This is a genomic window from Streptomyces sp. NPDC058653 (assembly GCF_042716895.1).
In the GTDB taxonomy this organism is placed as follows: domain Bacteria; phylum Actinomycetota; class Actinomycetes; order Streptomycetales; family Streptomycetaceae; genus Streptomyces.
Map to the genome: position 1 here is coordinate 163,619 of NZ_JBHXRM010000003.1, position 26,174 is coordinate 189,792.

A 26,174-nucleotide genomic window follows, 5' to 3' on the forward strand; every position below is an offset into this window, starting at 1 on the left:
TCCCCCGTCATGAACGGGCCTTCTCGGCCATCCGGTGCAGGACCTGGGAGGTCGGCACCGGCGCCTGTCGGACCCCGGTCAGTGTCTGGTTGAGATAGTCGGTGTGGGCCGCCGTCGCCCCGGTGAACTCGGCCGCGGCGCCCTGCGGGCGGAAGCCGTGCCGGACCGCCAGCTCGCGCAGCCGCTTGTCGGTGGCGAGCGCCTCGCCCAGCTTCCGGCCGTCCTCGTTGAGCGGTACGACGGTGTGGTCGCTGGAGACCGTGGTGTCCGGGTAGAGCACGACCAGATCGCCGACGTCCTGCTTCTGCAGCAGCAGAGCGGCCACCTGCGACTCGTACACCAGCACCAGCGGGTTGCCGACGCCGCTGATGAAGTCGCGGAACGGGGCGTCGGTGCTGGTCTGCTGGGCGCCCTGGACGGCGGTCAGCTTCTTGAGGAGCGGAGCCGTACGGTTCACGGCCGCGTCGTCGGTGGCGACCCGGCCGCCGTCGGCGACGTAGGAGGCCGCCGCGAGGTACAGCGCGCCGGAGTTGGACTGGTTGGGGTCGGTGCTGGTGATGAAGACGGTCCCGGTCAACTCGGCGTGCGCGGCGGACCCCTTGAGCTGCTGCCAGGTCCTGTCGGCGCGGGCGGCGGCCAGATACGGGCCCATCCGCAGCGTTCCGCCGGATTCTCCGTCGAGGGTGGCCAGGCCGTTGTCCGCGAGGACCTTGGCGGCCGAACGGTGGGCCACGACGACGAGCGGCGAGTAGAAGGGCCGGATCGGCGCGCTGGTGACCTTCGACTTCTTCCGCAGCTCGTCGGCCGGGGCCTTCGAGGAGGGGAAGGAGAAGTCGAATCCGTCGAGCGACAGATCCTCCATCGCCCAGGAGCCGGACGTCTCGTAGGTGACCTTGAATCCCTGGGCGGCCAGGGCCTCCACGACGTCGGGGTCGGCGAAGAACTCCGCCTTCTCCGAACCGATCACTCCGCGCACGGTCTTCGTTGCCGGGCCGGAGTCCCCGCTTCCCGGGTCCGCCACGACGATCGCTGCCACTCCGCCGATCAGCAGCACCGCGAGGACGATGCCTATGATGCGTTTCACACCCGCAGAGTGCTCCCGGAAACCCACATTCCGCGTCGAGTCAGGTGTACGGAGCGTGAAGTACCCGTCCCGTTAAGGAACGTTGGAGAGTTCCTCGGCCAGCTCCATACAGCGCAGGCGGGCCGGGGAGAGGTCGTACGGCATCTTGCCGATGGCCTCGAACGCGCTCATGGAGCCGGCCTCCCGCGCCTTGGAGCCGTCAGCGGCGGTCTCGGGGTGCAGGGTGTCCCAGGCGTCGAAGAGGGCGTCGTCGTCCTTGTCCAGGCCGGACTCCTCGATGACGGTCCGCAGGGCGTTCTCGAAGGCGTGCCGCTCGGCGGCGACCCGAGCCACCCGTGGATCATCGACGGCGACGCTGTCGTCGAGTGCCGCCTCGGCTTCGTCGACGCGGTCGGAGTCCTCCCGCAGAGTGGGATGCGTGGCCAGGGCGACGAAGCGGGTGGCCTGGACGGCCGCGCCGAGCGGTCCGAAGATCCGCTCGGTGACCAGCAGAGTGTCCAGGTCCGCCTGGCGCAGGGAGCCCTCGGGCAGGCCCTTGAGGCGTTCGGTGACGAAGTCGGAGAGCAGACCGGTCCGGCTGCCCTCGGCGCGCATCCGCCGCACGGCGGTCCGCTGCCGCCGCGATTCCGCCTCCTGCTCGGCGAGGGTCTCCTCCAGCCGCTCCAGGATGCCGTCGATACCGTCTCCGCTGTCCGCACCGGTGGTGAAGGCGGCACGGATGTCGTCCAGGGCGATCCCGGCGTCGGCCATCCTGCGGATCCACAGCAGGCGGATCATGTCCTCGTACCCGTAACGGCGGCGTCCGTCGCCGCCCCGCTCAGGCTCCGGGAGCAGGCCGATCTCGTGGTAGTGGCGAATCGCCCGGGGCGTGCTGCCGACGAAGGCCGCCGCGTCACCGATCTTGACCTGGCGGGGTGGCACGAAGGACGAGTGCATGGGCGGAGACCTTTCCTCCAGGGACCGTGACGTAGGTCCACGGGACCACATGCCGCTACGGAAGGTGCAACCCATGCCGGACGGTCTCACCGATGACCTGGCTGGGCCCTCAGAGCGCCGTGGCCAGCGGGTGTTCCTCCGGGGAGCGCAGGGCCGCCGTGTGGGCGTCCATCCGCTGGGCCGCGAGGATCGCCGCCGCCGTGTCCGCGCGGGACGCCGCGACCACCAGGGCGCGGCCCGCCAGGGCCAGAGCGCGGCGGTGCAGTTCGGGTGTGGGGGTGGTGGGGTGCGGGACGCGGGTCGGGGGTGTGCCGCGCAGCCGTGTGACCTGGTGGGCGATCAGGCCCGCCGCGTGGTCCAGCCCGAGGTCGTCGGTGACGGCCAGCAGTGCCGCGAGGTGGCCGGCGAGCTGGATGTCCAGCTCCTCCTCGCGGCTGCGGTGGGGGAAGTCGGTGTCGGCCATCGAGTGGACCGACTTGGTACGGATCGGCTCATACATGGGGATGGTCTCCTGGCGTCGTCAGGAAGCCATCCTACATTGGAATCAGTCTAAAGTTGAGCCGAGTCGAACCGGGTCTCTACGGCTGTGAGTAGCCCTCCAGGAAGTTCCCGATCCGGGTCACCGCGTCCGCCAGCTCCGGGGCCGCCGGGAGTGTGACGATCCGGAAGTGGTCGGGCTCGGGCCAGTTGAAACCGGTCCCGTGCACGACCATGATCTTCTCGCGTTGCAGCAGGTCGAGCACCATCTGCCGGTCGTCCTTGATCTTGAAGACCTTCGGATCGAGCCGGGGGAAGAGATAGAGCGCGCCCTTCGGCTTGACGCAGGTGACGCCCGGGATCCGTGTCAGCAGTTCGTACGCGGTGTTCCGCTGCTCCAGGATGCGTCCGCCCGGCAGGACGAGGTCGTCGATCGACTGGCGCCCGCCCAGCGCCGTCGCCACCGCGTGCTGCGAGGGCATGTTGGCGCACAGCCGCATGTTGGCCAGGATCGTCAGGCCCTCGATGTACGAGGTCGCGTGCGTCTTCGGGCCGCAGACCGCCAGCCAGCCGGAGCGGAAGCCCGCGACGCGGTAGTTCTTCGACAGGCCGTTGAAGGTGAGGGTCAGCAGGTCCGGCGCGAGGGCGGCGGTCGGGGTGTGGGTCGCGCCGTCGTACAGGATCCGGTCGTAGATCTCGTCCGAGCAGACGATCAGGCTGTGCCGGCGCGCGATCTCGGTGAGTCCGAGCAGCATCTCGTCGCTGTAGACGGCGCCGGTCGGGTTGTTCGGGTTGATGATCACGATCGCCTTGGTGCGGTCGGTGATCCTGCGCTCGACGTCGGCCAGGTCCGGCATCCACTCCGCCTGCTCGTCGCAGCGGTAGTGCACGGCCGTGCCGCCGGCCAGGGAGACGGAGGCGGTCCACAGCGGGTAGTCCGGTGCCGGTACGAGGACCTCGTCCCCGTCGTCGAGCAGTGCCTGCATCGACATCTGGATCAGCTCGGACACGCCGTTGCCGAGATAGATGTCCTCGACGTCGAGCTCGATGTTCTTCGTCTGGTAGTGCTGCATCACCGCGCGCCGCGCGGAGAGCAGCCCCTTGGCATCGCCGTATCCGTGCGCGTCGCCGAGATTGCGGAGGACGTCCTCCAGGATCTCGGGCGGGCACTCGAAGCCGAAGGCCGCCGGGTTCCCGGTGTTGAGCTTGAGGATGCGGTGGCCTGCTGCCTCCAGCCGCATCGCCTCGTCGAGGACGGGACCCCGGATCTCGTAACAGACATTGGCGAGCTTGGTTGACTGGATGACCTGCATGACGGCGAGCTTACGACCGGGTAACGCGGGGCGCCTGGTGTTTTTGACCACGTCGGTCCGCACTGTGAGACGGACGGGTCCGGGAGGGGCCCCGGGCCCCACGTTTTGTTGAGGCAGTGTTCACCGAAGAGGCGCGGACAGTTCACCCGGGCAGCGGAGCCCCGCACAACGCTGAGCGCTCATGAAGAAGCGCAGCACACTCCTCGCCCTGGCCACCGTCACGGTCATGGCCGCCACCACCGCCCTGCTGCCCTCCGCGCAGGCCACCGTCGAGAACCGGGGCGGCCACGGCCACGGGAAGCCCGGCCACCAGGGCGGCACGCTCGACCTCACACTCCTCGGCCGCTACGAGAGCGGCAAGTTCGACGAGGGCGGCGCGGAGATCACCGCGTACGACTCCCGGACCCGCAGGGTCTTCACCATCAACGCGCAGGCCGGCACCGTCGACGTCCTCGACATCCGGAACCCCGCGAAGCCCCGTAGGACGGGGCAGCTCGTCACCCCGGGCGCCAACAGCGTCAGCGTCCACGACGGTCTGGTCGCCGTCGCCCAGGAGGCCGGGACCAAGACCGACCGCGGCACGGTCTCCTTCTTCCGCGCCTCCGACGGCCGCAAGCTGGACGAGGTACGGGTGGGCGCCCTGCCCGACATGGTGACGTTCACCCCGAAGGGTGACCGCGTCGTCGTCGCGAACGAGGGCGAGCCCGACTCGTACTGCGCGCCGGGCGGCACCGAGCCCGCCGGGACCGACCCCGTCGGCTCCGTCAGCGTCATCGACCTGGACCGGGGCCGGGGCCGCGACGGCGAGCTGCGCCGCGCCACCGCGCGCACGGCCGGTTTCGAGAAGTGGGACCGCAGGAAGAAGGAGCTGACCCGCGACGGCGTCCTGATCTACGGCCCGAACGCCTCCGTCAGCCAGGACATCGAGCCCGAGTACGTGGCCGTGTCCAAGGACGGCCGGACCGCCTGGGTCACCCTCCAGGAGAACAACGCGCTGGCGCTCGTCGATCTGCGCCGCGCCGAGGTCGAGAGGATCGTCCCGCTCGGCGAGAAGGACCACTCGGAGCGGGGCAACGGCCTGGACGCCTCCGACAAGGACGGCGTCAACATCCGCACCTGGCCGGTCAAGGGCCTCTACAAGCCCGACGGGATCCACGCCTTCACCGCGCGCGGCGGCGAGTACACCGTCAGCGCGAACGAGGGCGACGCCCGCGAGTGGGACTGCTTCGCCGAGGAGGTGCGGGTCAAGGACGTCGAGCTGAACCCGAAGGCGTTCCCGGACGCCGCCGCGCTCCAGGAGGACGACGCGCTCGGCCGTCTCAACATCACCAGCACCTCGCCCACGGACAGCCAGGGCCGGGTCACCGAGCTGAACTCGCTGGGCGGCCGTTCGATCTCCGTACGCGACGAGCGCGGCCGGCTCGTCTGGGACTCCGGCGACGACCTGGAGCAGCTGACGGCGAAGGCGTTCCCGGAGGACTTCAACACCGACAACGCCGAGAACGACCCCGACAGCCGCAGCGACAGCAAGGGCCCCGAGCCGGAGGGCATCACCACCGGATCGGTGCGCGGCACGACGTACGCCTTCGTCGGTCTGGAGCGGCCCGGCGGCATCGCGGCGTACGACCTGAGCGACCCGCGCCGCCCGAAGGCCGCCGGATACGTCAACTCCCGTGACTTCGGCGGCGACCCGGAGGCCGGCACGGCGGGCGACCTGGGTCCGGAGGGTGTGCTCTTCGTCCAGGCGAAGGACAGCCCGACGGGTGACGCGCTGCTGGTCGTCGGCAACGAGATCAGCGGTACGACCTCGATCTACCGGGTCCGCTGAGGAACCCGGGAACAGGGGCTCACGGGCTCACCCGGCGACGGCGCGCAGCGCGCCCGGCCTGCGGCCCGCGAGCGCGTCCAGCGCTGCGGCCGTGGGCTCGTCCGCCGGCAGATGGACGACGAGGCGGAAGCCGTCCCCCTCGGGCAGCTCCAGGGTCTCGTCCGCCAGCCGCAGCTCACCCGCGCCGGGGTGCGTCAGCCGACGCACCCCGGCGTGCCCGGGCGCGCGCAGCCGCTGCTTCCACCGCTCGGTGAACGGGGCGCCCGCCAGCAGGGTCAGCTCCTCGACGAGCGCGATCAGATCCGGGTCGTCCGGCAGGGAGTCGGTCCTGATCCGGGCGATCAGAGCGTCGGCGACGCGCTCCCACTCGGGGTACGCGTCGCGGGCCCGGGGATCGGTGAACACGAACCGGGGCAGGCTCGGCGCGGGCGGGTCCAGCAGACCCAGGGGGCCGAAGAGCCGCTCGTAACCGGCGGTGCGGGCCACCACCTCGCCCAGCCGGTTCAGCAGCGCGGCCGGCGCGGGCTCCAGCAGGTCGAGCAGGGCCCGCAGCGAGGGCCGCACCTCGCGGTCCGGCGGACGGACCGTGCCGAGGCAGAGCTTGCGGGTGCCCATCGTCACCTTAACGACCTGCAACAGCTCGCCGCGCGCCTCGACGGACAGCCGCAGCGCGTCCGCGAGCGCCGCCAGGATCTCCGGGGAGGGATGGCGGTCCCGGCCCTGCTCCAGCCGGGCCAGGTACTCGACGCTGATCCCGGCGAGCATCGCCAGTTCGGACCGGCGCAGGCCGGGCGTACGCCGCCGGCTGCCGGCGGTCAGCCCCACGTCGGCGGGGGTCACACTCTCGCGTCGCGCCCGCAGGAAACGCCCAAGCTCACTGTCGCTCACCCGGGCAATGTACGCCCGCGCGCGCGGCGGATCGTAGCCCTGGCACTACCAGCCTCGGCCCGGCCTTCCTCCCGGCGGCCGGCGCGCACAGGGTGGGGCCCGACACCGGACACGACACCGCGGCCGTTGTCCGGCACGCCCACCCCGTACGTCCTCCGAGAGGCCCTCCGTGTTCATCGCCCATGCCGTCGTCGGCATCCTGCTCGCCGTCGCGCTCAGCGCCTCGGCAGTCGCCATGGCGACCCGCAACGCCACGATCGCCGCCAACATGACGAAGCTCGGCGTACCGGACTCCTGGCTCCCGCGGCTCGCCTCGCTCAAGGCGGCGGGCGCCGTGGGGCTGGTCGTCGGTCTCTGGATCCCGTTCATCGGAGCGGCGGCGGCGATCGGCGTCGTCCTGTACTTCCTCGGCGCGGTCTACTACCACGTCAAGGCGAAGGACTACGTGATCGCGCCGCCGGCGGTCTTCGTCGTCCTGGCCGTCGCCGCGCTCATCACCCGGCTCGCCACCGCGTAGCCGGACGGGGCCCGCGCCTCACTCGCCACCGCGTGGCCGGCCCGGCCCGCGCCTCAGGCCGTACGCCGTACCGATCGCCCGGCCAGGACGTCCGTACGCCGTACCGATCGCCCGGCCAGGACGTCCGTACGCCGTCCGTCCTCGATCACGGAGCGGCCGTCGATCAGTACGTGCGGGATGCCCACCGGAAGGACGCGCGGCTCGGCGAAGGTCGAGCCCGCCGCCACCGTCTCCGGGTCGAAGAGCACCAGGTCCGCGCGGTGACCCTCGCGGACCAGGCCGCGGTCCCGCAGGCGCAGTCGGGCGGCCGGGCGCGAGGTCAGGTGGGCCACGCACTCCTCCAGCGACAGGACGCCCAACTCCCGTACGTACCGGCCGAGATACCGCGGGAACGTGCCGTAGGCGCGCGGGTGCGGCTTCGCGCCCTGGAGGATGCCGTCACTGCCGCCCGTGTGCACCCGGTGGCGCATGATCTCCCGCACGTTCTCCTCGTGCCCGACGTGCTGGAGGATCGTCGAGCCGAGCCGGTCGTCGATGAGCAGCCTGCGGGCGGTCAGCCAGCCGCTCTCGCCGCGCAGCCGCGCCGTCTCGGCGATCGTCCGGCCGACATGCGCGGTGAGGGCCGGGTCGGACACCCCGGAGATCTCGATGGTGTCCCACTCGATGGGCACGCCGTGGCAGCCGTCCGCGCCGATCTCCTCCATGTGGTGGCGGATCCTCTCCGCCGTCGACGCGTCCCGCAGCCGCTCCAGGATCGCGTCCTGGCCGCCCGCGCTCGCCCAACTGGGCAGCATCGCCACGAGCGTCGTACAGCCCGGGGTGTAGGGATAGGTGTCGAGGGAGATGTCGGCCCCCTCGTCCAGCGCCTTGTCCAGCAGGGCGATCAGATCGGGGGCCCTGCCCTTGTTCACACCGAAGTTCATGGTGGCGTGGGCGAGATGGAGCGCGCAGCCGGCGCCGCGCGAGAGGTCCACCATCTCCTCGTACGCGCGCAGGGCGCCCGCCCCGTAACTGCGGTGGTGCGGGCAGTAGTAGCCGTCGTAGCGGGCCACCACCCGGCACAGCTCGGTGAGTTCGGCGTCGTCCGCGTACATGCCCGGGGTGTACGTCAGCCCCGACGACATGCCGACCGCGCCCTGCTCCAGGGACTCGGCCACCAGCCGCCGCATATGGTCCAGCTCGGCCGGGGTCGCGGGGCGGTCGTCCTGGCCGACCGCGTACATCCGGACCGTGCCCTGCGGCACGAGATAGGCCGCGTTGACCGCGATGCCGTGGCCGTCGAAGCCGTGGTCGAGCCGGTCCAGGTACTCGCCGACCGAGCGCCAGTCGAAGTCGACCGAGGTGTCCCCGGGCGCGCCGCCGTTCCAGCCGGTGATCGCCCTGCGGACCTCGGTGAGCGTGGCGTCGTCGACGGGGGCGTACGACAGCCCGTCCTGACCGATCACCTCAAGGGTGACGCCCTGCGCGGCCTTGGCCGAGTGGTCGGGGTCGCGCAGCAGCGCGAGGTCGCTGTGCGCGTGCATGTCGATGAAGCCGGGGGCGAGGGCGAGGCCCCCGGCGTCCAGGACCCGCGCGCCGGAGAGCCGGGGCGCGGCGCCGGGGGCGGCCCGCCGGATCTCGGCGATCCGGCCGTCGGTGACCCCGACGTCCGCCCGGTAGGAGTCCTGGCCCGTGCCGTCGACGACGGTCGCGTCCCGTATGACGAGGTCCATGGCGAGCGGCTCCTAGAAGAACGTACGGATGAGGTCGGTGACCGTGCCGTCCGCGTCGGCCAGCGGGATCAGCTGCCACTTGTCGAACGACGTGCACGGGTGGGAGAGGCCGAAGCCCACCCAGTCGCCGACCTCGATCACCGCGTCGGGAGAGGTGTGCAGCTTGCCGTGCTGGTCGGACAGACCGGTGACCGTGATGCCGCGCGCGGGACGGATCTCGCCGGTGCGCGCCGAGCGCACCACCTGCGCCTCCGGCAGGTCGAGGTCGTACGCCGCGTCCCGCTTGCCCGCGTTGACGAACGCCTGCTCGGGCGACGGGCGGGAGATCACCTGGGCCCAGAGCCGGAAGGCCGGCTGGAGCGCGCCCTCGGCCGGGATCCGGTTGAACGGGGTCAGCCGCTTGTAGTGGCCGTCGTCGTGCGAGACGTACGCGCCGGAGCGCAGCAGTTTCAGTACGGGCCGCGAGAGCGTCGGGATCTCGGCGAAGACATCGGCGACCGCGTCGAACCACGCGCTGCCGCCCGCGCTGACCACCACCTCGTCGACGGTCCCCGAGAACCGGCCCGCCGCGTCGAACTCGGCGGCCAGCGCCGTCAGCCGGCGCAGCCAGGCGCGCACGGTGTCGTTGTCGGCGTGCGGCACCTCGCCCTCGTAACCGGCGACGCCCACCAGCCGCAGCGTGCCGGTGGCGGCCACGGCGTCGGCGACCAGAGCGCACTCCGCCTCCTTGCGGACGCCGGTCCGCGCGCCCTCGCCCGCGCCCAGCTCCACGACGACGTCCACGGGGCGTGAGCCGCCCGCCGCGCGCAGCGCCTCGTCCATCAGCTCCACGCCGCGCACGGAGTCGACGTAGCAGATGAAGCGGAAGCCCGGGTCGCCGTCCAGCTCCGCCGAGAGCCAGCGCAGCGCGACCGCGTCGACGACCTCGTTGGCGAGGAAGATCCGCTGGATGCCGAACGCCCGGTACACACGCACCTGGTGGGGGAGCGCGGCGGTGATCCCCCAGGCGCCGTAGTCGAGTTGGCGCGCGAAGAGCTGGGGGGACATGGACGTCTTGCCGTGCGGGGCGAACGCGAGGCCGTGGCGCTCGGAGTACGTCTCCAGCAGCGCGAGGTTATGGGTGAGGGACTCGGCGGAGAGGGCGAGCACCGGGGTGGTGAAGCCGCCGGTGAAGAGGTTGCGGTGCTCGGCCGCCAGCTCGGCGACCGTGAGGCCGTCGGCGTCGGGCGGCAGTCCCTTGAAGCGGTGGTCGACACGTTCGTCCCTCAGGTGTTCCTCGCTGAGTCGTCCGCCGACCGCCATAGGGCTCTCCTCCACCGATCTCGTTGCAACATGTGCAACGCCCATTGCGTATAACGCTTGACGCTGTCTAACATCCGAGCCGTCGCCGGGTCAATGATGAGCCCCGGCGGCCCCGGCCGACAGATGAACGAGGAGCCCCGAGTGCCCGCACCGGTAGCAGCGGACCCGATCAGGCCCGGTGGGCCCGAGGCCACCGAGGTCGTCTGCCTCGGCGAGTCCATGGTCACCTTCCTGCCCTCGCGCCCCGGCCGCCTCGCGGACGTCCCCGCCTTCACCCGCACGATCGGCGGCGCCGAGTCCAACGTCGCCTGCGCGCTCGCCGCCGCGGGACACCGGGTGAAGTGGATCAGCCGCGTCGGCCGGGACGGCTTCGGCGACCATCTCGTGGAGGCGATCGGCGCGTACGGCGTCGACACCTCCGGCGTACGCCGCGACGCCGACGGCCGCCCGACCGGCATCTACTTCCGTACGGCCACCGACCGTTCCACCACCGCCCACGAGGTCGCCTACTACCGGGCGGGGTCGGCCGCGTCCGCCATGTCCCCGGCGACCATGGACCGCGGGGACCTCTGGTCCGGCCGTGTCCTGCATCTGTCCGGCATCACCGCCGCGCTCTCCGACGACTGCCTCGCCCTGATGCGCGAGCTGGCCGAGCCCCGGGCGGGCCGCCCGCTGCTCTCCTTCGACGTCAACCACCGGCCAGCGCTCTGGCGCGACGGCTCGGGTCCGCGCGCGCTGCTCGACCTCGCGCGCGGCGCCGACCTCGTCTTCGTCGGCGACGACGAGGCGGCGCAGCTCTGGGACCTGCGCGGCCCGGCCGCGATACGGGCGGCACTGCCCGAACCGGCGGTGCTGGTGGTGAAGGCGGGCGCGGACGGCGCGACCGCCTTCGTACGGGACGGGGAGAGCGACACCGTCACCTCCGTACCCGCGCTGGCCGTCGACGTCGTGGCACCCGTCGGCGCGGGCGACGCCTTCGCCGCCGGCTTCCTCTCCGCGACCCTGCGGGAGCTGCCGACCGGGGCCCGGCTGCGCCACGGCCATCTGATGGCCGCCGCCGTACTCACCGACGCGGGCGACGTCTGCGTCCCGCCCGCCCGCGCGCACGCCGACCGCCTCGCCGCACTGGACGACGCCGGATGGGGGACCCTGCGCCTCGGCCCCGGCTGGACCGCCCCGGGTGCCGACAGCGCCACCGGCCGGGAAGCGGTGGGCACCTCATGAGCCGGACCGTCGACCGCGCGCTGAGCATCCTGCCGCTCCTCGCCCAGGGCCCGGCCGATCTCGGACAGGTCGCCGAGCGGCTCGACGTGCACAAGTCCACCGCCCTGCGGCTGCTGCGCACCCTGCACGAGCACGGGCTCGTCTACCGCCAGCAGGACCAGCGCTACCGCCTGGGCGCCCGGCTCTTCGCCCTCGCGCAGGAGGCCGTCGAGAGCCTGGACGTACGCGAGATCGCCCACCCGCACCTGGTGGCGCTGGGCGAACAGTGCGGCCACACCGTCCATCTGGCCGTCATAGAGGACAGCGAGGTCCTCTACATCGACAAGGTCGAGAGCCGCTACCCCGTCAGGATGTACTCCCGGATCGGCAAACCGGTCGCCGTCACCGTGGCCGCCGTCGCCAAGCTGCTCATCGCCGACCTGTCCGAAGCCGAGCGCCGCGCACTCGCCGAGCGGCTCGACTTCCCCATGTACACCCCCCGTTCGACACCGAACGCCGCCGCCTTCCTCAAGGAGCTGGCGACCGTACGCGAACAGGGGTGGGCCACCGACCTCGGTGGCCACGAGGAGTCCATCAACTGCATCGGGGCCCCCGTCCGCGGTGCGGACGGCCGGGTCGTCGCCGCCATGTCGGTCTCCGCGCCGAACGTGGTCGTGACCTCCGACGAACTCCTCGCCCTGCTCCCGCTGTTGCGCCGTACCGCCGACGCGATCAGCCGCGAGTACTCCGGAAACGCGCACCATCCGGTACCCGCGCCCCCCGCTCTCCAGAAAGAGATCCCATGAGCGACCAGACCGCGAAGACCGCAGTCGTCCCCGCCACGCACGCCGCGCCGCCGGCCAAGTTCTCCCACGGCGTCCGCAAGGGCAACATCCTCCAGGTGGCCGGGCAGGTCGGCTTCCTGCCGGCCGTCCCGGGCGAGGCCCCGACCGTGGCCGGACCGACACTGCGCGAGCAGACCCTCCAGACCCTCGCCAACGTCAAGTCGGTCCTGGAGGCGGGCGACGCGAGCTGGGACGACGTGATGATGCTGCGCGTCTACCTCACGGACGTCGCGCACTTCGCCGAGATGAACGAGATCTACAACACCTACTTCGAGGAGCAGAACCTCAAGGACGCGCCGGCCGCCCGTACCACCGTGTACGTCGGTCTGCCCGCCGGACTGCTCATCGAGATCGACGCGCTGGCCGTACTGGGCTGACCCAGCCCCCGTACTTCCGCCGTCCCCCCGCCCCACCGCACGGCAGGGCGCCCGTTCCCCGGAACCCCACGGGCGCCCTGCCGCGATCCCCCCTGCTCTGATGCACGGAACAAGAGGTCCCCCCTCATGCTGCTCACCGCCGACGCACCCCCCGCCCCCGAGGCTCCGCCGCACACCGGTGGACTGCTCCTTCTCATAGACGGGACGGCCGGTCTGCTGACCGTCGCCGTCCTCGGCATCGTCCTTCTCCTCGTCCTGATCATCAAGGTCAGGCTCCAGCCGTTCGTCGCCCTCCTCGGTGTCTCCATAGCCGTCGGCCTCGCCGCCGGACTCTCCGTGACCGAACTCTTCGGCACGGTCCAGAAATCGGCCGCCGTCTCGATGATCGAGTCGGGCATGGGCGGCATCCTCGGCCATGTCGCGATCATCATCGGCCTCGGCACGATGCTCGGCGCGATCCTCGAAGTGTCGGGCGGCGCCGAGGTGTTGAGCACCCGGCTGCTCAACCTCTTCGGCGAGAAGCGCGCCCCGCTCGCCATGGGCGTCACCGGTGTCGTCTTCGGTATCCCCGTCTTCTTCGACGTCGGCATCTTCGTCCTCGCGCCGATCGTGTACGCGGCGGCCAGGCGCTCCGGCAAATCGATCGTGCTGTACGCGATGCCCCTGCTCGCCGGTCTCTCCATGACCCACGCGTTCCTGCCCCCGCACCCGGGCCCCGTCGCCGCCGCCGGTCTCTTCGACGTCGACCTCGGCTGGGTCATCCTGATGGGCGCCGTCGTCGGAGTCCCGGCGGTGCTCGCCGCCTGGGTCTACGCGGCGTGGATCGGAAAGCGCCTCTTCGTCGACGTACCGCAGGACATGGTCGAGGCCGCGGCCGAGGCCAAGGAGGCCGTCGCCGCCGAGCAGCGGGCCTCGGGCGTCGCCCCGCCCGAGAAGCCGGTCGCGCTGGCCACCGTGCTCGCGATCATCGGGACCCCGCTGCTCCTGATCCTGCTGGCGACGTTCTCCTCCATCGCGCTCGACCCGAGCACGCTCCGCTCGGTCGTCGAGTTCTTCGGCCACCCCTTCGTGGCGCTGACGATCGCGCTGTTCCTCGCGTACTACCTGCTCGGCATCCGGCGCGGCTGGTCGCGTCGGTCGCTGGAGACCGTCTCGACCGCGTCCCTCAAGCCGGTCGGCAACATCCTGCTGGTGGTCGGCGCGGGCGGGGTCTTCGGAGCCGTGCTGAAGGGCAGCGGCATCGCCGACGCGCTCGCCGACACCTTCAACGACGTCGGTCTGCCGGTCATCGTGCTGGCGTGGCTGATCTCGGTCGTGCTGCGTGTCGCCCAGGGCTCGGCGACGGTCGCGATCGTCACCACGGCGGGCATCGTCGTACCGCTGGTGGAGGGCCAGTCGATGTCGCAGGCGCATCTCGCGCTGATCATCATGGCGATCTCGGCGGGTTCGATCTTCGCCTCGCACGTCAACGACGGCGGCTTCTGGATGGTGGCCAAGTACTTCGGCATCTCCGAGCGCGACACCCTCAAGTCGTGGACGGTGCTGGAGACGGTCCTCTCGGTGGCCGGATTCGTCGTCGCCGCCCTGCTCAGCCTGGTCATCTAGGTACGGAACCACCTGTTCCGGGCGGCCGGAGGGGAACCGAGACCGACCGCCCTCTTGCGCGATCTTCCACCCCCCGCTTTGGTGACCCAAGTCACTTACGGGGACGAGTGTGGAGGTCGACGCATGGCAGAAATCACCGACAGGGGTACGGCCGCGGACAAGTCCGGTCCGCGCAAGTCGAGTTGGAGGTACATCGGTCCCGGCATCGTCGTCGCGGCGACCGGTGTCGGCGCCGGTGACCTGGTCGCGACCCTCATCGCGGGCAGCAAGTTCGGCTACACGCTGCTCTGGGCGGCCGTCATCGGCTGCGTCGTCAAGATCTCGCTCGCCGAGGCGGCCGGCCGCTGGCATCTCGCCACCGGCCGCACCCTCTTCGAGGGCTGGCGCAGCCTCGGCCAGTGGACCACCGTCTACTTCGCGGTGTACGTGGTCGTCTGGGGCTTCGTCTACGGCGCGACCGCCATGTCGTCGAGCGCCCTGCCGATCGTCGCGCTCTTCCCGGACGGTCCCGGCCTGAAGACCTGGGCGATCGTCTTCGGTCTCCTCGGGCTGTTCTTCGTCTGGTTCAACCGCTATCTGGTCTTCGAGAAGTTCATGACCGTCGTCATCGGCATGAAGTTCCTGGTCGTGGTGTACGTCGCGATACGCGTCGCGCCCGACCTCGGGGCGGCCTTCGCCGGGCTCGCCCCGGTCCTCCCCGACGGCTCGCTGCTGTACACGCTCGGCCTGATCGGCGGTGTCGGCGGCACGATCACGATGGCCGCGTACGGCTACTGGGTCAACGCCAAGGGCTGGACCAACACCAACTGGATGAAGGTGATGCGGATCGACAACCGCGTCGCCTACGTCACCACCGGCGTCTTCGTCGTCGCCATGCTGATCATCGGCGCCGAGCTGCTGCACTCCTCGCACATCGCGCTCACCACCGGCGACCGCGGTCTCATCGACCTCGGCAAGATCCTGGAGGACCGCTTCGGCGCGGTGACGGCCAAGCTCTTCCTGATCGGCTTCTTCGCCACGTCGTTCGGCGCGCTGGTCGGGGTGTGGCACGGCGTGAGCCTGATGTTCGCGGACTTCGTGGAGCGCTTCCAGCGCGAGCGGAGGACCGGCACGGCGGTCGGCGAGGGGACGGTCGAGGAGGTCGCGTCGGGTGCGCGCGAGCGGTCGGTGCCCTTCCGGGCGTATCTGCTCTGGCTGACCTTCCCGCCGATCGGACTGCTCTTCCTGGACCAGCCGTTCGGTCTGGTCGTCGTCTACGGCGTGCTGGGCGCGTTCTTCATGCCGTTCCTGGCGCTGACGCTGCTGTGGCTGCTCAACTCCTCGCGTACGCCCGCCGAGTGGCGCAACGGCATCGTGAGCAACGTGATGCTGGCGGCGGGCGGGCTGCTGTTCGTCGTCCTGTGCGTGCAGCAGGTGCGGGACCTGCCCTGGTGAGCCGCGGGTGAGAACACACGGTGGCGCCGTCGGGGTCCGACGGCGCCACCGGTCTGTGGGGGGTGGTTCGGGGGTGCGGGGTGGGGTTACGGGAGGCCGTGGACGTGCGGGCCGACCGCCTTGGACCAGGCGTTGCCGGCCGTCGCGTCCCAGTTGGTGGACCAGGTCATCGCGCCGCGCAGGCCCGGGTAGGTTGTGGACGGCTTGAAGTTCCCGCAGCCGGTGCCCTTGGTCAGACAGTCCAGGGCGTTGTTGACGACGCCCGGGTCGACATAGCCGCCGCCCGCCGCGCTCGGCGAGGCCGGCAGGCCGAGCCCGACCTGGGAGGGGTCGAGTCCGCCTTCGAGCTGGACGCAGGCGAGGGCGGTGAGGAAGTCGACCGTGCCCTGTGAGTAGACCTGGCCGTCGCAGCCGAGCATCGAACCGCTGTTGTAGTACTGCATGTTGACGACGGTCAGGATGTCCTTCACGGCCAGCGCCGTCTTGAAGTACTCGTTGGACGTCGACTGCATGTCGATCGTCTGCGGCGCCATCGTCAGGACGAAGCCGGAGCCGGCCCGACCGGCGATCGACTTCAACGCCTGGGTCATGTACGTGGAGTTGAGGCCGTTCTCCAGGTCGATGTCGACACCGTCGAAGCCGTACTCGTCCATCAGCGCGGACACCGAGTCGGCGAAGGCGTTCGCCGAGGCCTCGTCGTTGACCGAGACGGTCCCCTTCTCGCCGCCGATGGAGATGACGACCGACTTGCCCGCCGCCTGCTTGGCGGCGACGTCCGCCTTGAACTGCTCGTCGGTGTAGCCGCCGAGGCCCGCCGAGTCGAGGGTGAAGTCGACCTGTCCCGGCGTGCCGGTGGCGTCCGCGAACGCGACGGCGATGATGTCGTACTCGTCCTGGACCTCGGCCAGCGTCTGGACGGTCGCTCCGTTGTCGAAGTTCTGCCAGTACCCGGTCACGGCGTGCGCGGGTACGGCGGCGGGGGCGGCGACAGCGGTCGGCGCGGGCTCGTCGGCGGCGTTGGCCGCGGGTACGGCCAGCCCGGCGACGGCGAGAACGCCTGCCACGGCAAGGGTCTTGAGCGTGCGGGGTCGCGCTTTCCTGGGCACTGCATGGCCTCCGTGGGGGGAGATGTGGGGGGCGGTACGGAACGGTGGCCACCGTTGGACGTACAAACTGGTCCAGACCATTGGCCTTGTCAAGGGTCTCGACGGGATGGGCCGTATCCGGCCCGGAGGCCGGCCGGCGGGGCGTCGTGCCGGTGCCCCGCAGCAGCGCCGCCGGGGGAGCGGCGGCGCTGCTGGTCTGTCCGGGACTCCGCAGCTCCTGCTAGGGCAGGGCGTGGACGTGCGGGCCCACCGCGTTCGACCAGGCGTTGCCGGCCGTCGCGTCCCAGTTGGTGGACCAGGTCATCGCGCCGCGCAGAGAGGGGTAGGTCTTGGACGGCTTGAAGTTCCCGCAGTTGGTGCCGCGCGTCAAGCAGTTGAGCGCGTTGTTCACGATGGTCGGGGAGACGTAACCGCTGCCGGCGCCACGGGACGAGGCCGGGACACCGAGCCCGACCTGGGAGGCGTCGAGTCCGCCTTCGAGCTGGATGCAGGCGAGGGCGGTGAGGAAGTCGACGGAGCCCTGTGAGTAGACCTGGCCGTCGCAGCCGAGCATCGAGCCGCTGTTGTAGTACTGCATGTTGACGACGGTCAGGATGTCCTTCACGGCGAGCGCGGTCTTGAAGTACTCCGTGCCGGTGTTCTGCATGTCGATGGTCTGCGGCGCCATGGTGAGAACGAGCTTGGAGCCCGCCTTGGCCGACAGCTGGCGCAGCGCCTTCGTCAGATAGGTGGAGTTGATGCCGTGTTCGAGGTCGATGTCGACACCGCTGAAGCCGTACTCCTGCATCAGGGTGTAGGCGCTGTTGGCGAACGCGGTCGCGGAGGCGTCACTGTTGATCGTGACGTTGCCCTTCTCGCCGCCCACCGAGATGATCACGGACTTGCCGGCGGCCTTCTTCGCGGCGACGTCGGACTTGAACTCGGCGACTCCCGAGTAGCCGACGGCCGGGTCGAGGTTGAAGACGATCTGGCCGGGCGTGGTCGTCGAGTCGGCGAACGAGACGGCGATGATGTCGTACTGCGACTGGACGTCCCGGAGCTTCTGGACGGCCGCGCCGTTGTTGAAGTTCTGCCAGTACCCGGTCAGCGCGTGCCTCGGCACGGCGGGCCCGCCCGGGTCGCCGCCGCCGGGTGAGGTCCGGCCGCTGACGGCGGCCGACTTCGCGGACTCACCGACCGCGTTGGTCGCGGAGACCTGGAACTGGTACGAGGTGGCCGCCGCGAGCCCGGTCACGGTCGCGGACGTGCCGGTCGCCGACTGGACCTTCGCGCCGTCGCGGTAGATGTTGTACCCGGTCGCGCCGGAGACCGCGTTCCAGCTCAGCGCCACCGAGGACGAGGTCACGGCTCCGACGCCGAGCCCGGCGGGGGTGGCCGGCGCCTGCGGGTCGGGGTCCGGGTCGCTGCCCCCGCCGCCGTCGGGCCCGAAGACGGACACGTCGTCGACGAGGTAGGGGCTCTGCCCGTACCAGCCGTGCGTGTAGACGGTGACCGCGCGCGTCGACGCGCCGGTCCTGAAGGTCGTGGTGAGCTGCTTCCAGCCGCTCTCGCCGGGCGTCCAGGTCGACACGTCGGTGGTCCCGGTGCCGCTGGCCCCGAGGTAGGCGTAGCCGCCCTGCACCCAGGCGCTCAGCGTGTACGTCGAGTTGGGCTGCACGGCCACGGACTGCGAGCACCGGGCGTTGTCCTGCCCGGCGGGCGTCCCGCGCAGCGCGGCGGCCCCGGTCCGTACGGGAGAGCCCACGACGGCCCCGCTCCCGTTGGAACACGACCAGTTGGCGAGGCCGGACTCGAAGCCGGCGTTCTTGGCGACGTTGATGTCGGCGGCCTGGGCGACACCGGCCATCCCGCCCACACTCAGGGCCCCGGCGGCCAGCACGGCCACCACCCCGCCCAGCAGGTTCCGGGCCCGGCCACGCGGATGACGCGGCAGACCGCCGGATCCGGGTCTGCGTCCGCCGTCGGGTACACGTTCCACTTGATGCCTCCGCTGGGGGTGTCGGTATGGAGGAGCGAATCAGGAACGGTGGCCACCGCTGGCCGTTAAAATGGTCCAGACCATTCGAGTTGTCAATACCTCCGACGTCAGTCGTCCTGGAGCCGTTCCGCCGCGTAGCCCGACACCACACCCACCACCAGCACCGCGTTCGACATGAGGATGCCCTCGGCCTCCAGGTCCTGCCACTGCAGGAGCATGTTCAGCGCCTGCGCGGCGAGGGCCACCGTGAAGACCGCGACCGCGTGCTGCGGCCTGGAGTCGCGGAAGGGTTCGCGGTGGACCCGGCCCGCCGCCCAGGTGGCCAGGGCTATGCAGACCGCGTTGGGGAGGTGGATCAGCATCAGTCTGCCGTTGAAGGTCTCCAGGTTCTCCGAGGTGGCCAGATGGTCGTTGACCAGCGTGGTCTGCAAGTACTCCGTCAGGAGCAGGACCACGATGCCGGCCGCCCAGGCGCGTGCGAGCGCGAACACCGCCGCTCCGCGTCCCTCGTCCCGGGGGGCGGACGCCCCCGGGTAGCCGTACCTCGTCATCGCCAACCGCCTCCGTCAGTGCTCGTGTTCCTGGGTCCGGAGGCGGGAACCTGAATCCCGCCCGCTCAGACCACCGTGAAAAGAAGAACCGCCGCGAAACCGGCAGCCGCCATCCCGCAGCCCGCCACCAGCACCCCGTACTGGAGCACCGGCGACCAGTTGCCGCGGCCCGCCACCGTCGCGGTGCGTTCCGGGGCCGCCGGGTCGTACGCCACCGTGACCGGGTCGCCGACCCGCACCGAGCGGCCCGCCAGATCCTCGAACTCGATCCGGCGCCCGTCGGCGGTGCGGAACGCGAAGAAATGCTGCCGCGCGTCCGAACGGTTGTAGGGCTCCTGCTCGATCCGTACGCAGGTGCCCTCCGCCCGAATTCCTTTTCGCAGTGCCCGATTCACGCCCGAAAGGCGACGCGCGTAGTGCGTGGCCAACCAGCCGAAAAGCAGAATCATGCCGCCGAGGAAAAGGTAATCGCCGCCCGGAACATTCATTGTGGACCGCCTACTTGACCGTGATCGAGTCGATGATCTTCTTGAGATCGCCCTTGCCGAGCTTTCCCTTGACCGCGTCGATCCGTACGGCGTACGTCCTGTCGTCGGCGTCGAGGCCCGCGACGATCACCCCGGCGACCCGCGTACCCGCCTTCGGGTCGAGCGCCCCGCCCGGGGTCCCCGCCCCGGAGCCCTCGGCGGAGTCCTTCTGGGTGAATTCGAAGGTGACCCGCCGGGCCTCCTCGTCGCCGTCGGGACCGGCGACCCGGATCTCCTCCTGCTTCCCGAGCGTGGAGCCGAGGGCGACCCCCGCCTCCGCGCCGATCGCCGCCTCCTCCACCGAGTCGGCGTCCGTGAAGTCGAGCTGCACCGTGATCATTCCGATGGTGCCGCTCTCGTCGGAGAGCGTCGCCGCGGCGGCGTTGTACTTGCTGCGCTCACCGGCGCCCTGCACCTCGAAGGCGGGCGGGTGCGCCACCGTGACGGCCGGGGTCCTGAGCGTGCCCCACCCCTCCGGCACCTCGCCGGCGCCGGCCTTCGAGCCGCACCCCGCCGCGAGCAGGAGCGTCGCGAGCGCCGCCGAGGCGGACGCGGACGCGTAGGCCCTGCGCCCGGCCGCCGCGGACGCCCTCAGTCTCTTTGTCGTCTTCTCGTTCGTGCCGGTCATGGCGAGTGTGCTCCTGTCCCCGAGATCAGTTCGCACAGTAGCTGTACGGGACATAACTGCGGTTGTCGCCCTGTGGCGCACCCAGGAACTGCGCGTCGTCGAGGCTCTCCTCCTTCTTCTCGGTGGAGACCGAGAAGCCGAAGCTCAGACCCAGGTTCAGCTCGAACCCGTACTCCGCGGCCTCCGTCTGGCCCGTGTACGTGTTCCTGCTGGAGAGGCCCTCGTCGAAGAGGAGCCGGCCGAACGGGTCGTCCGCGCCGGGCCGCTTCGTCGGCGCGTGGTCGTCAAACATGTAGGCGAACGGTGCCCCGTTGTCGCCCGAGCCGTCGAGCCACTTCTGGGCGATCTCACGCTGGGCGGCACCCTCGGCACCCGGCTTGAGGACGATCGAGTTGGTGACGACCTCGATCCCGGTCTCGTTCCCGGTGCCCTTGGCGCTGCCGCTGCCGCCGCGCTTGTCGCCGTCCTTCTTGCCGTTGTCGCCGCCGACCGTGACACCGTCCTTCGTGGCGCCCTTCTCGACGGTGCGGGTCATGTCGATACGCAGCAGCTCACCGGTCGTCTTGTCGTGGCTGACGGTGATCGTGCCGGTCTGGGTGTTGGTCGCGCTCGACTCGCCGCTGATGGGCCCGGCCTCGTAGCCGACCTTGCCCGTGTACTCGATGGCGGCGCTGTAGGTGTACGACTTGATGTTCCGGTAGTTGTTGTCGGTCCACGTCACCTCGGGCGAGAACTTGAAGCTGCCGCCGAGCGAGGCGCCGAGCTTCTTCTCGTCGCCCGCCGAGATCTTCAGACCACCGGCGGCGCTGGCCTCCAGGCCCACCTTGCCGTAGCTGATGTGCCGGTTGCCGAGCTTCTCGTCGATGCGCTTTCGGAGCTGCTCCTCCTCGTACATCGGACCGCTCTTGAAGAGGTACGCGATGCTGTTGCCGAGCCCGCCACCACGCGAGTTGGCGTGCCGGTTGGCCAGCTCGTACGTCTTCAGGTCCTCGATGTCGTCCCGGAACTTCGCCGCCTCCTCCTCGCTGTCGAAGACCCAGGTGTCCCCGTTGGTCACCTTGATCCCGGCACCGAGCTCCACCTTGTCCGAGCCGAACTTCCCGACCTTGGCCCCCGGTTTCCAGTCCTTCTTGGCGGCGACGGACGCGGCGTCGGTGAAGGTCATCATCACCTGCTGGTCCTTGTCGTCGACCTTGCCGTCCTTGTTCACATCGGTCTTGGACTGGAAGGTCTGCTGCTGGAAGCCGTACTCCTCGCCCCACTCGATGAACAGCAACTTGCCCTTCGCGCCGGCCTTGTCGCTGATCGAGGAGATCTGGCAGAGCGGGGGCTCGTAGTCCGCGTCGGTCTTGGGCGCCGACTGGCTCTTCTTCCCGTCGCCCGGCGTGCAGGGCCCGAACGTCACCAGGCACTTCAGCTGCTCGGCGATGGTCCCGTCGACGCCCGTGCCCACCATCGCCCCCGCGACGGCGGCGACGACCACGACCATGCCCACGTACTCGGTGGCAGAGGTGCCGCGGTCGCCACGTGGTCGCCCTCGTCCCTGTTCCCGTCTCATCCGACCGTCCCCCTCGGTGGCCGCACACCTGTCCGTGTACGGAATCGAGTGGGAGCGTACGGAGGGCTCCGTACCCGTGGCGTGGGTCCGTGGACCCAACCCGGACCCAAAGCGCCCCAGTTACCTGGTCGGCGCCGTTCGGGTCCGCTAGTTTCGAGATCAAATGAAACATGGGTTAACGCCTGACTGCTTCGCCCGATTTTGGTGGCGCGTACCGTGTGAGGGCCGTACCACTGGCATCGGTGAGGTGTTCTCTGTGCCATGAGTCGTGGATAAAGTGCTGAGCAGCGGTCAAGTCCGACGGAGTTCGAGCCGGACCGCCGAAGCGTCATTACCGGACCAGGACCACCGAACACCGAGCAGCAGTCCGCAGCAGGAGAGAGAACTGCGGCCGCCGGAACTCCGACGGCCGAGCTGAACGGGGAACCAGGTGTCAACCGCCATAGCCGTCACCAGTCACGACCTGGTGCTGCCACCCACCGACCAGCAGACGCCCCCCGCGGCCCTGTTGCAGGCGCCCGACGCCCAGCCCCTGGAGGCCGCGCTCGCGGACATGCAGGTCCTGGTGGAGCAGCACGGTTATGTGGTCGCCGTCTACCCCGCCTCCATCCCGCTGGCGCACGAACAGCGGCTGCACACCGTGCGGTCCGTCCTGGAGAGCGACCGGATCTCCTTCCTGAAACTGGACCTCCCGCCGCTCGGGCTCGCCGTACTCGTACGGCAGCTGCGGCAGTTGTCCATCTGCGACTTCAGCGCCGGCGTCGTCGCGTCGGCCGCCCGGCTCCTCTCGCACTACATCCACGCGGGCGCGCTGCTCAACTCGGTCACCAAGCTGGACCGCGTCCCCGTCAGTCTCAAGTCGCACGCCAAGTCCTGGGTGCCGGGCTCGCAGTTCGGTGTCCTCGCCAACCCCGACCCCCAGTTGATCAAGATCGGCAACGGTGAACTCACCGGACCCGAATTCGGTACACAACTCCTGGTGGCGAAGGGGCAATTGCAGTCGGACTGGGTGACAGCGACACTCGCACCCGCCTGGCGGGTACAGGGAGTGCAGGAGATGTCACTCCTCGCGGATTCCCCACGGTGGTGGGGGACGTCCAAGATGATCGAATTCGCCGCGTTCCTGCCGGACATCTCCGTTCTCTACCAGCTCGTCTCATCCGTACGTCGAGAGGTGTGTTCCTGGTGCGGTCTCGAACTGATCGGTGATCGTTGCGGATTCTGTTCGGCTCCGCTGTCCGTGGCGGAGAACCAAAGAGACGGTTCAGGTGTCCTGAACCAAGGAGCGTCAACGCGCCACGGGTCCTAAACCCGCCTGCCAGGCGGTCCGCAGGCGACCGGAGGCAGGCGGCTCCCGGTAGGTACGGCAACCGCTCACCCCTGTCCCTGTCCGCCCAGCCAGTCCCCGTCCCACGTCTTCGAACGAGGTTGTCCCGCTCATGAATTCACGGCAACGCCGCGGCATCATTCTTCTTCTCCTCTCGGTCCTCTGCGCCTTCGGCGCCTTCGCCGGTGTGCTCTCGGTGATCAGCGACGTGAATTCGAAGGTCGGGCCCGAAGTTCCCGCGTACCGGCTGAAGGCGGACGTCGCGCCGTACACGGCCCTCGAAGAGGGGCAGTTCGAGAAGATAGAGATGCCCAAGCGCTGGCTGTCCGACAACGCGGTCACCGACCTCTCGGTCGTCACCGGCAAGATCGCGGTCACCCAGCTCAAGAAGGGATCGCTGCTCCAGGACGACATGATGGTCAAGCGCCCCGCCCTCGCCAACGACGAGCAGGAGATCGCGATCATGATCGACGCCGCGACCGGCGTCGCGGGCAAGATCAACGCGGGCGACCTCGTCAACATCTTCGCCACGTTCGCCGCCGAGAACCAGGACTCCAGCGCCCAGTCGCGGATCATCGTGCCCAACGCGAAGGTCATCGACGTCGGTTCGCTGACGCCGCTGGAGCCCAAGGAGGACGACCGGGGCAGCAGCGGGCCGAGGGCGGCCGTGCCGATCACCTTCGCCCTCAAGACCAAGGACGCCCAGCGCGTCGCCTACGCGGAGTCCTTCGCACAGCACGTACGCCTCGCCCTGCTTCCCGACGACAGCCCCACCACGCTGCGCCCCGGGGAGAGCACCTACACCCTCGAAGGGGACAAGTGAGGGACGAATGACGACCAGAATTCTCCCGGTCGTCGGTGACGCCGACGCCGCCCGATCCATCACCAGCCTGCTCAGCCAGCTCCCGGACGCGGAGCCGGCGGGGCCGGTCGGTGACTCGACCTCGCTGATCGACACCCTGGCCAGGCTGGCCGCGGAGTCCATCGACGAACTGCCGGAAGTGGTTCTGGTACATGAGCGGATCGGTCCTGTTCCGGCCCTTGAGCTGATTCGGGAGGTGGCCCTCCGTTTCCCGGCGGTCGGGGTCATTCTGGTCACCGCCGACGTGAGCCCCGGCCTCTTCTCGGCCGCCATGGACTCCGGCGCGCGAGGACTGGTGGGTCTCCCCCTCTCGTACGAGGAACTCGCCCAGCGCGTTCAGGCCGCCGCGGCCTGGTCCGTGGGCGTGCGGCGCCATCTCGGCCACGGCGGCGACGTGTTCACCGGTCCCGGTGGCACCGTCGTCACCGTCAGCGGGGCCAAGGGCGGCGTCGGCACGACCGTCGCCGCCGTCCAGCTCGCCCTCGCCGCCCGGGCGTCGGGCATGACGGTGGCGCTCGCCGACCTGGACCTCCAGGCCGGTGACGTCGCCTCCTACCTGGACGTGCAGTTCCGCCGCTCGATCGTGGACCTCGCCACCATCCAGGACATCTCGCCCCGTGTGCTCCAGGACGCGGTCTTCACCCACCACACCGGCATCGGGCTGCTGCTCGCGCCGGGGGAGGGGGAGCGGGGCGAGGAGATAAACGACCGTTCCGTACGCCAGATCGTCAGCGCGCTCCGCAACCGCTACGAGGTCGTGGTCGTCGACTGCGGCACGCAGACGACGAGCGCCAACGCGGCGGCGATCGAGATGGCCGACACCACCCTGCTGCTGACCACACCGGACGTCGTCGCGGTACGGGCGGCCAAGCGCATGGTCAAGCTCTGGGACCGGCTCCAGATCCGCAAGGCGGAGGAGACCACGATCGTGGTCAACCGCTACATGCGGAACACCGAGATCCAGCCGCCGCTCATCGAGAAGATCACCAGCACCAAGGTGTCCCGGATGGTCATCCCGGCGAACTTCAAGGAGCTGCACGCGGTGGTCGACGCGGGCAGGATGCAGGACCTGGACGCCAAGTCCACGGTGAAGCAGGCGCTGTGGGGCCTCGCCGGCGAGCTGGGACTGGTCAAAACCCCCGAAGGCGCGGAGAAACAGGGGAAGTTCAAGGGAGACCGGGGCTCCGTCGGCGTCCGGCGCGGACGATCGAAGCCGTGACGGCACGGCGGCGGCGGGGGCGGCGGGGATGACCAGAGGGACGACACGACCGAGGGGGCACGTTGAACCATGAGCAATCCACAGATACGGGCAGCTGAGCGCGGCGGGGCGGCGGTGGGATCGCGCCGGCCGCGGGGCGACCGCGGCCAGGCCGCCGTCGAGTTCACCGCCATGGTGCCGATCATCCTGATCACCGCCGTCATGCTCTGGCAGGCCGCGCTGGTCGGCTACACCTTCTCGCTCGCGGGCAACGCGGCCGACGAGGCGGTACGGGCCGCGACCGTGGCGGAGGCGTACGAGATGGAGGCGGCCTGCGAGGAGGCCGGCGAGAGGCGTCTGCCGGACGCCTGGGAGTCCGACATCAACTGCTACCAGGACGGGGAGCTCATCGAGGCTGAGGTCAACCTCGACGTGCCGCTGCTCTTCCCCGGCTCCCTCAGTGTCCCGATCGAGATTCCGGGCCGGTCGGCCGCGGTGAAGGAGAGCTGAGATGCCGAAGCGATTCCGCCTTCGCGGCGCCGGCGCCGGCGCCGAGTCCCGGCAGAAGGGCCAGGCCGCCATCGAGTTCGCCGGCCTCGTCACCCTCCTGATCTTCGTCGGCCTCGCCGCCGTCCAGCTCGGCCTCGTCGCGTACGCCGCGCAGCAGGCCGGCACCGCCTCCCGCGCTGCGGCCCGCGCCGCCACCACGCTCGACATCGACTACGAGCAGGTCGGCAGGGACTCCATGAGCGACTGGCTGGCCGAGGACGCCGACTTCGTCCAGGAGCAGTCCTTCAACGACGAGGTCTCGATCACCGCCCGCGTCCCCGTCCCGGCGATACTGCCGGTCTTCGACTTCGGGGACGCGGAGAGGACCGCCACCATGCCACTCGACTGACGGCCGGAACGGCGTACCGA

25 protein-coding genes are annotated in these 26,174 nt (G+C 70.3%); 12 read left to right on the forward strand and 13 right to left on the reverse strand.

Annotation, left to right across the window (positions count from 1 at the left end; translation table 11 throughout):
• Positions 1-7: 7 nt before the first annotated feature.
• The 4 genes from ACFWU9_RS04070 to ACFWU9_RS04085 all read right to left on the reverse strand — a co-directional run bounded on the left by ACFWU9_RS04070 (position 8) and on the right by ACFWU9_RS04085 (position 3,810).
• Entirely contained in the window at positions 8-1,111 is a 1,104-nt protein-coding gene (locus ACFWU9_RS04070) for a hypothetical protein (RefSeq protein WP_384314721.1), read from the reverse strand.
• 45 nt (positions 1,112-1,156) lie between these two features.
• Complete coding sequence (locus tag ACFWU9_RS04075) at positions 1,157-2,020, reverse strand: MerR family transcriptional regulator (RefSeq protein ID WP_384314723.1); 864 nt, start codon at positions 2,018-2,020, stop codon at positions 1,157-1,159.
• 109 nt (positions 2,021-2,129) lie between these two features.
• Positions 2,130-2,519: a hypothetical protein gene (locus tag ACFWU9_RS04080; protein WP_384314725.1), complete on the reverse strand. Its 390-nt coding sequence runs from the start codon at positions 2,517-2,519 to the stop codon at positions 2,130-2,132.
• A gap of 79 nt (positions 2,520-2,598) precedes the next feature.
• Positions 2,599-3,810, reverse strand: a complete 1,212-nt coding sequence (locus tag ACFWU9_RS04085) for a pyridoxal phosphate-dependent aminotransferase (protein ID WP_384314726.1) — start codon at positions 3,808-3,810, stop codon at positions 2,599-2,601.
• A gap of 181 nt (positions 3,811-3,991) precedes the next feature.
• Here ACFWU9_RS04085 and ACFWU9_RS04090 point away from each other — a divergent pair, with 181 nt between their 5' ends.
• Positions 3,992-5,638 (forward strand): choice-of-anchor I family protein, encoded by a 1,647-nt coding sequence (locus ACFWU9_RS04090; RefSeq protein WP_384314728.1) that lies wholly within the window; start codon positions 3,992-3,994, stop codon positions 5,636-5,638.
• Positions 5,639-5,665: 27 nt separating this feature from the next.
• On the opposite strand, the gene ACFWU9_RS04095 is transcribed toward ACFWU9_RS04090, so the two are convergent.
• On the reverse strand, positions 5,666-6,526 hold the full coding sequence (locus ACFWU9_RS04095; RefSeq protein WP_384314730.1) for a helix-turn-helix domain-containing protein: 861 nt from the start codon (positions 6,524-6,526) through the stop codon (positions 5,666-5,668).
• A gap of 169 nt (positions 6,527-6,695) precedes the next feature.
• On the opposite strand from ACFWU9_RS04095, the gene ACFWU9_RS04100 reads away from it, so the two are divergent.
• The gene (locus tag ACFWU9_RS04100) at positions 6,696-7,043 is read left to right on the forward strand and encodes a DoxX family protein (protein WP_384314732.1); all 348 of its coding nucleotides are present in this window, start codon (positions 6,696-6,698) and stop codon (positions 7,041-7,043) included.
• A gap of 53 nt (positions 7,044-7,096) precedes the next feature.
• Here the strand turns inward: ACFWU9_RS04100 and ACFWU9_RS04105 are convergent, their stop codons facing one another.
• On the reverse strand, positions 7,097-8,755 hold the full coding sequence (locus ACFWU9_RS04105) for an amidohydrolase family protein (protein WP_384314734.1): 1,659 nt from the start codon (positions 8,753-8,755) through the stop codon (positions 7,097-7,099).
• A 12-nt stretch (positions 8,756-8,767) separates the two neighbouring features.
• Positions 8,768-10,057, reverse strand: coding sequence for an amino acid deaminase (locus ACFWU9_RS04110; RefSeq protein ID WP_384314736.1), 1,290 nt, complete (start codon positions 10,055-10,057; stop codon positions 8,768-8,770).
• Positions 10,058-10,198: 141 nt separating this feature from the next.
• Here ACFWU9_RS04110 and ACFWU9_RS04115 point away from each other — a divergent pair, with 141 nt between their 5' ends.
• The 5 genes from ACFWU9_RS04115 to ACFWU9_RS04135 all read left to right on the forward strand — a co-directional run bounded on the left by ACFWU9_RS04115 (position 10,199) and on the right by ACFWU9_RS04135 (position 15,521).
• Positions 10,199-11,281, forward strand: a complete 1,083-nt coding sequence (locus tag ACFWU9_RS04115; RefSeq protein ID WP_384314738.1) for a sugar kinase — start codon at positions 10,199-10,201, stop codon at positions 11,279-11,281.
• The gene (locus tag ACFWU9_RS04120) at positions 11,278-12,066 is read left to right on the forward strand and encodes an IclR family transcriptional regulator (RefSeq protein WP_384314740.1); all 789 of its coding nucleotides are present in this window, start codon (positions 11,278-11,280) and stop codon (positions 12,064-12,066) included. The genes ACFWU9_RS04115 and ACFWU9_RS04120 overlap by 4 nt, the downstream gene beginning before the upstream one ends.
• A complete protein-coding gene (locus ACFWU9_RS04125; RefSeq protein WP_384314741.1) occupies positions 12,063-12,482 on the forward strand; it encodes a RidA family protein in 420 nt (139 codons plus the stop codon). Before ACFWU9_RS04120 ends, ACFWU9_RS04125 begins: the two co-directional genes overlap by 4 nt.
• A gap of 126 nt (positions 12,483-12,608) precedes the next feature.
• On the forward strand, positions 12,609-14,087 hold the full coding sequence (locus ACFWU9_RS04130) for a GntP family permease (RefSeq protein ID WP_384314743.1): 1,479 nt from the start codon (positions 12,609-12,611) through the stop codon (positions 14,085-14,087).
• Positions 14,088-14,210: 123 nt separating this feature from the next.
• Positions 14,211-15,521: an Nramp family divalent metal transporter gene (locus ACFWU9_RS04135; RefSeq protein ID WP_384314745.1), complete on the forward strand. Its 1,311-nt coding sequence runs from the start codon at positions 14,211-14,213 to the stop codon at positions 15,519-15,521.
• A gap of 86 nt (positions 15,522-15,607) precedes the next feature.
• Here the strand turns inward: ACFWU9_RS04135 and ACFWU9_RS04140 are convergent, their stop codons facing one another.
• The 6 genes from ACFWU9_RS04140 to ACFWU9_RS04165 form a co-directional block, all read right to left on the reverse strand.
• A complete protein-coding gene (locus ACFWU9_RS04140) occupies positions 15,608-16,708 on the reverse strand; it encodes a chitinase (protein WP_384314746.1) in 1,101 nt (366 codons plus the stop codon).
• A 139-nt stretch (positions 16,709-16,847) separates the two neighbouring features.
• Complete coding sequence (locus tag ACFWU9_RS04145) at positions 16,848-18,605, reverse strand: chitinase (protein ID WP_384314748.1); 1,758 nt, start codon at positions 18,603-18,605, stop codon at positions 16,848-16,850.
• 107 nt (positions 18,606-18,712) lie between these two features.
• Complete coding sequence (locus ACFWU9_RS04150) at positions 18,713-19,156, reverse strand: hypothetical protein (RefSeq protein WP_384314750.1); 444 nt, start codon at positions 19,154-19,156, stop codon at positions 18,713-18,715.
• A gap of 65 nt (positions 19,157-19,221) precedes the next feature.
• The gene (locus ACFWU9_RS04155) at positions 19,222-19,605 is read right to left on the reverse strand and encodes a DUF3592 domain-containing protein (RefSeq protein WP_384314752.1); all 384 of its coding nucleotides are present in this window, start codon (positions 19,603-19,605) and stop codon (positions 19,222-19,224) included.
• 49 nt (positions 19,606-19,654) lie between these two features.
• A complete protein-coding gene (locus ACFWU9_RS04160) occupies positions 19,655-20,311 on the reverse strand; it encodes a hypothetical protein (protein WP_384314753.1) in 657 nt (218 codons plus the stop codon).
• Between the two features lie 25 nt (positions 20,312-20,336).
• Positions 20,337-21,869 (reverse strand): hypothetical protein, encoded by a 1,533-nt coding sequence (locus tag ACFWU9_RS04165; RefSeq protein WP_384314755.1) that lies wholly within the window; start codon positions 21,867-21,869, stop codon positions 20,337-20,339.
• A gap of 430 nt (positions 21,870-22,299) precedes the next feature.
• Between ACFWU9_RS04165 and ACFWU9_RS04170 the strand changes: the two genes are divergently transcribed.
• The 5 genes from ACFWU9_RS04170 to ACFWU9_RS04190 all read left to right on the forward strand — a co-directional run bounded on the left by ACFWU9_RS04170 (position 22,300) and on the right by ACFWU9_RS04190 (position 26,154).
• Entirely contained in the window at positions 22,300-23,178 is an 879-nt protein-coding gene (locus ACFWU9_RS04170; RefSeq protein WP_384314757.1) for a hypothetical protein, read from the forward strand.
• Between the two features lie 130 nt (positions 23,179-23,308).
• Positions 23,309-24,019 carry a Flp pilus assembly protein CpaB gene (gene cpaB, locus ACFWU9_RS04175; protein ID WP_384314759.1) on the forward strand — a complete coding sequence of 237 codons (711 nt, stop codon included), beginning with the start codon at positions 23,309-23,311 and terminating at the stop codon, positions 24,017-24,019.
• A gap of 7 nt (positions 24,020-24,026) precedes the next feature.
• Positions 24,027-25,277 (forward strand): CpaE family protein, encoded by a 1,251-nt coding sequence (locus ACFWU9_RS04180; protein WP_384314761.1) that lies wholly within the window; start codon positions 24,027-24,029, stop codon positions 25,275-25,277.
• Between the two features lie 69 nt (positions 25,278-25,346).
• Positions 25,347-25,766, forward strand: coding sequence for a TadE/TadG family type IV pilus assembly protein (locus ACFWU9_RS04185; protein ID WP_384314763.1), 420 nt, complete (start codon positions 25,347-25,349; stop codon positions 25,764-25,766).
• Between the two features lies 1 nt (position 25,767).
• Positions 25,768-26,154, forward strand: a complete 387-nt coding sequence (locus ACFWU9_RS04190) for a TadE family protein (protein WP_384314765.1) — start codon at positions 25,768-25,770, stop codon at positions 26,152-26,154.
• Positions 26,155-26,174: the final 20 nt, after the last annotated feature.

Bases quoted from the DNA above. Each gene is read 5' to 3' on its own strand.
- ACFWU9_RS04075 (WP_384314723.1), bottom strand. From the start codon at position 2,020: ATGCACTCGTCCTTCGTGCCACCCCGCCAGGTCAAGATCGGTGACGCG.
- ACFWU9_RS04080 (WP_384314725.1), bottom strand. From the start codon at position 2,519: ATGTATGAGCCGATCCGTACCAAGTCGGTCCACTCGATGGCCGACACC.
- ACFWU9_RS04085 (WP_384314726.1), bottom strand. From the start codon at position 3,810: ATGCAGGTCATCCAGTCAACCAAGCTCGCCAATGTCTGTTACGAGATC.
- ACFWU9_RS04090 (WP_384314728.1), top strand. From the start codon at position 3,992: ATGAAGAAGCGCAGCACACTCCTCGCCCTGGCCACCGTCACGGTCATG.
- ACFWU9_RS04105 (WP_384314734.1), bottom strand. From the start codon at position 8,755: ATGGACCTCGTCATACGGGACGCGACCGTCGTCGACGGCACGGGCCAG.
- ACFWU9_RS04110 (WP_384314736.1), bottom strand. From the start codon at position 10,057: ATGGCGGTCGGCGGACGACTCAGCGAGGAACACCTGAGGGACGAACGT.
- ACFWU9_RS04120 (WP_384314740.1), top strand. From the start codon at position 11,278: ATGAGCCGGACCGTCGACCGCGCGCTGAGCATCCTGCCGCTCCTCGCC.
- ACFWU9_RS04125 (WP_384314741.1), top strand. From the start codon at position 12,063: ATGAGCGACCAGACCGCGAAGACCGCAGTCGTCCCCGCCACGCACGCC.
- ACFWU9_RS04130 (WP_384314743.1), top strand. From the start codon at position 12,609: ATGCTGCTCACCGCCGACGCACCCCCCGCCCCCGAGGCTCCGCCGCAC.
- ACFWU9_RS04135 (WP_384314745.1), top strand. From the start codon at position 14,211: ATGGCAGAAATCACCGACAGGGGTACGGCCGCGGACAAGTCCGGTCCG.
- ACFWU9_RS04140 (WP_384314746.1), bottom strand. From the start codon at position 16,708: ATGGTCTGGACCAGTTTGTACGTCCAACGGTGGCCACCGTTCCGTACC.
- ACFWU9_RS04150 (WP_384314750.1), bottom strand. From the start codon at position 19,156: ATGACGAGGTACGGCTACCCGGGGGCGTCCGCCCCCCGGGACGAGGGA.
- ACFWU9_RS04155 (WP_384314752.1), bottom strand. From the start codon at position 19,605: ATGATTCTGCTTTTCGGCTGGTTGGCCACGCACTACGCGCGTCGCCTT.
- ACFWU9_RS04160 (WP_384314753.1), bottom strand. From the start codon at position 20,311: ATGACCGGCACGAACGAGAAGACGACAAAGAGACTGAGGGCGTCCGCG.
- ACFWU9_RS04165 (WP_384314755.1), bottom strand. From the start codon at position 21,869: ATGAGACGGGAACAGGGACGAGGGCGACCACGTGGCGACCGCGGCACC.
- cpaB (WP_384314759.1), top strand. From the start codon at position 23,309: ATGAATTCACGGCAACGCCGCGGCATCATTCTTCTTCTCCTCTCGGTC.
- ACFWU9_RS04180 (WP_384314761.1), top strand. From the start codon at position 24,027: ATGACGACCAGAATTCTCCCGGTCGTCGGTGACGCCGACGCCGCCCGA.
- ACFWU9_RS04185 (WP_384314763.1), top strand. From the start codon at position 25,347: ATGAGCAATCCACAGATACGGGCAGCTGAGCGCGGCGGGGCGGCGGTG.
- ACFWU9_RS04190 (WP_384314765.1), top strand. From the start codon at position 25,768: ATGCCGAAGCGATTCCGCCTTCGCGGCGCCGGCGCCGGCGCCGAGTCC.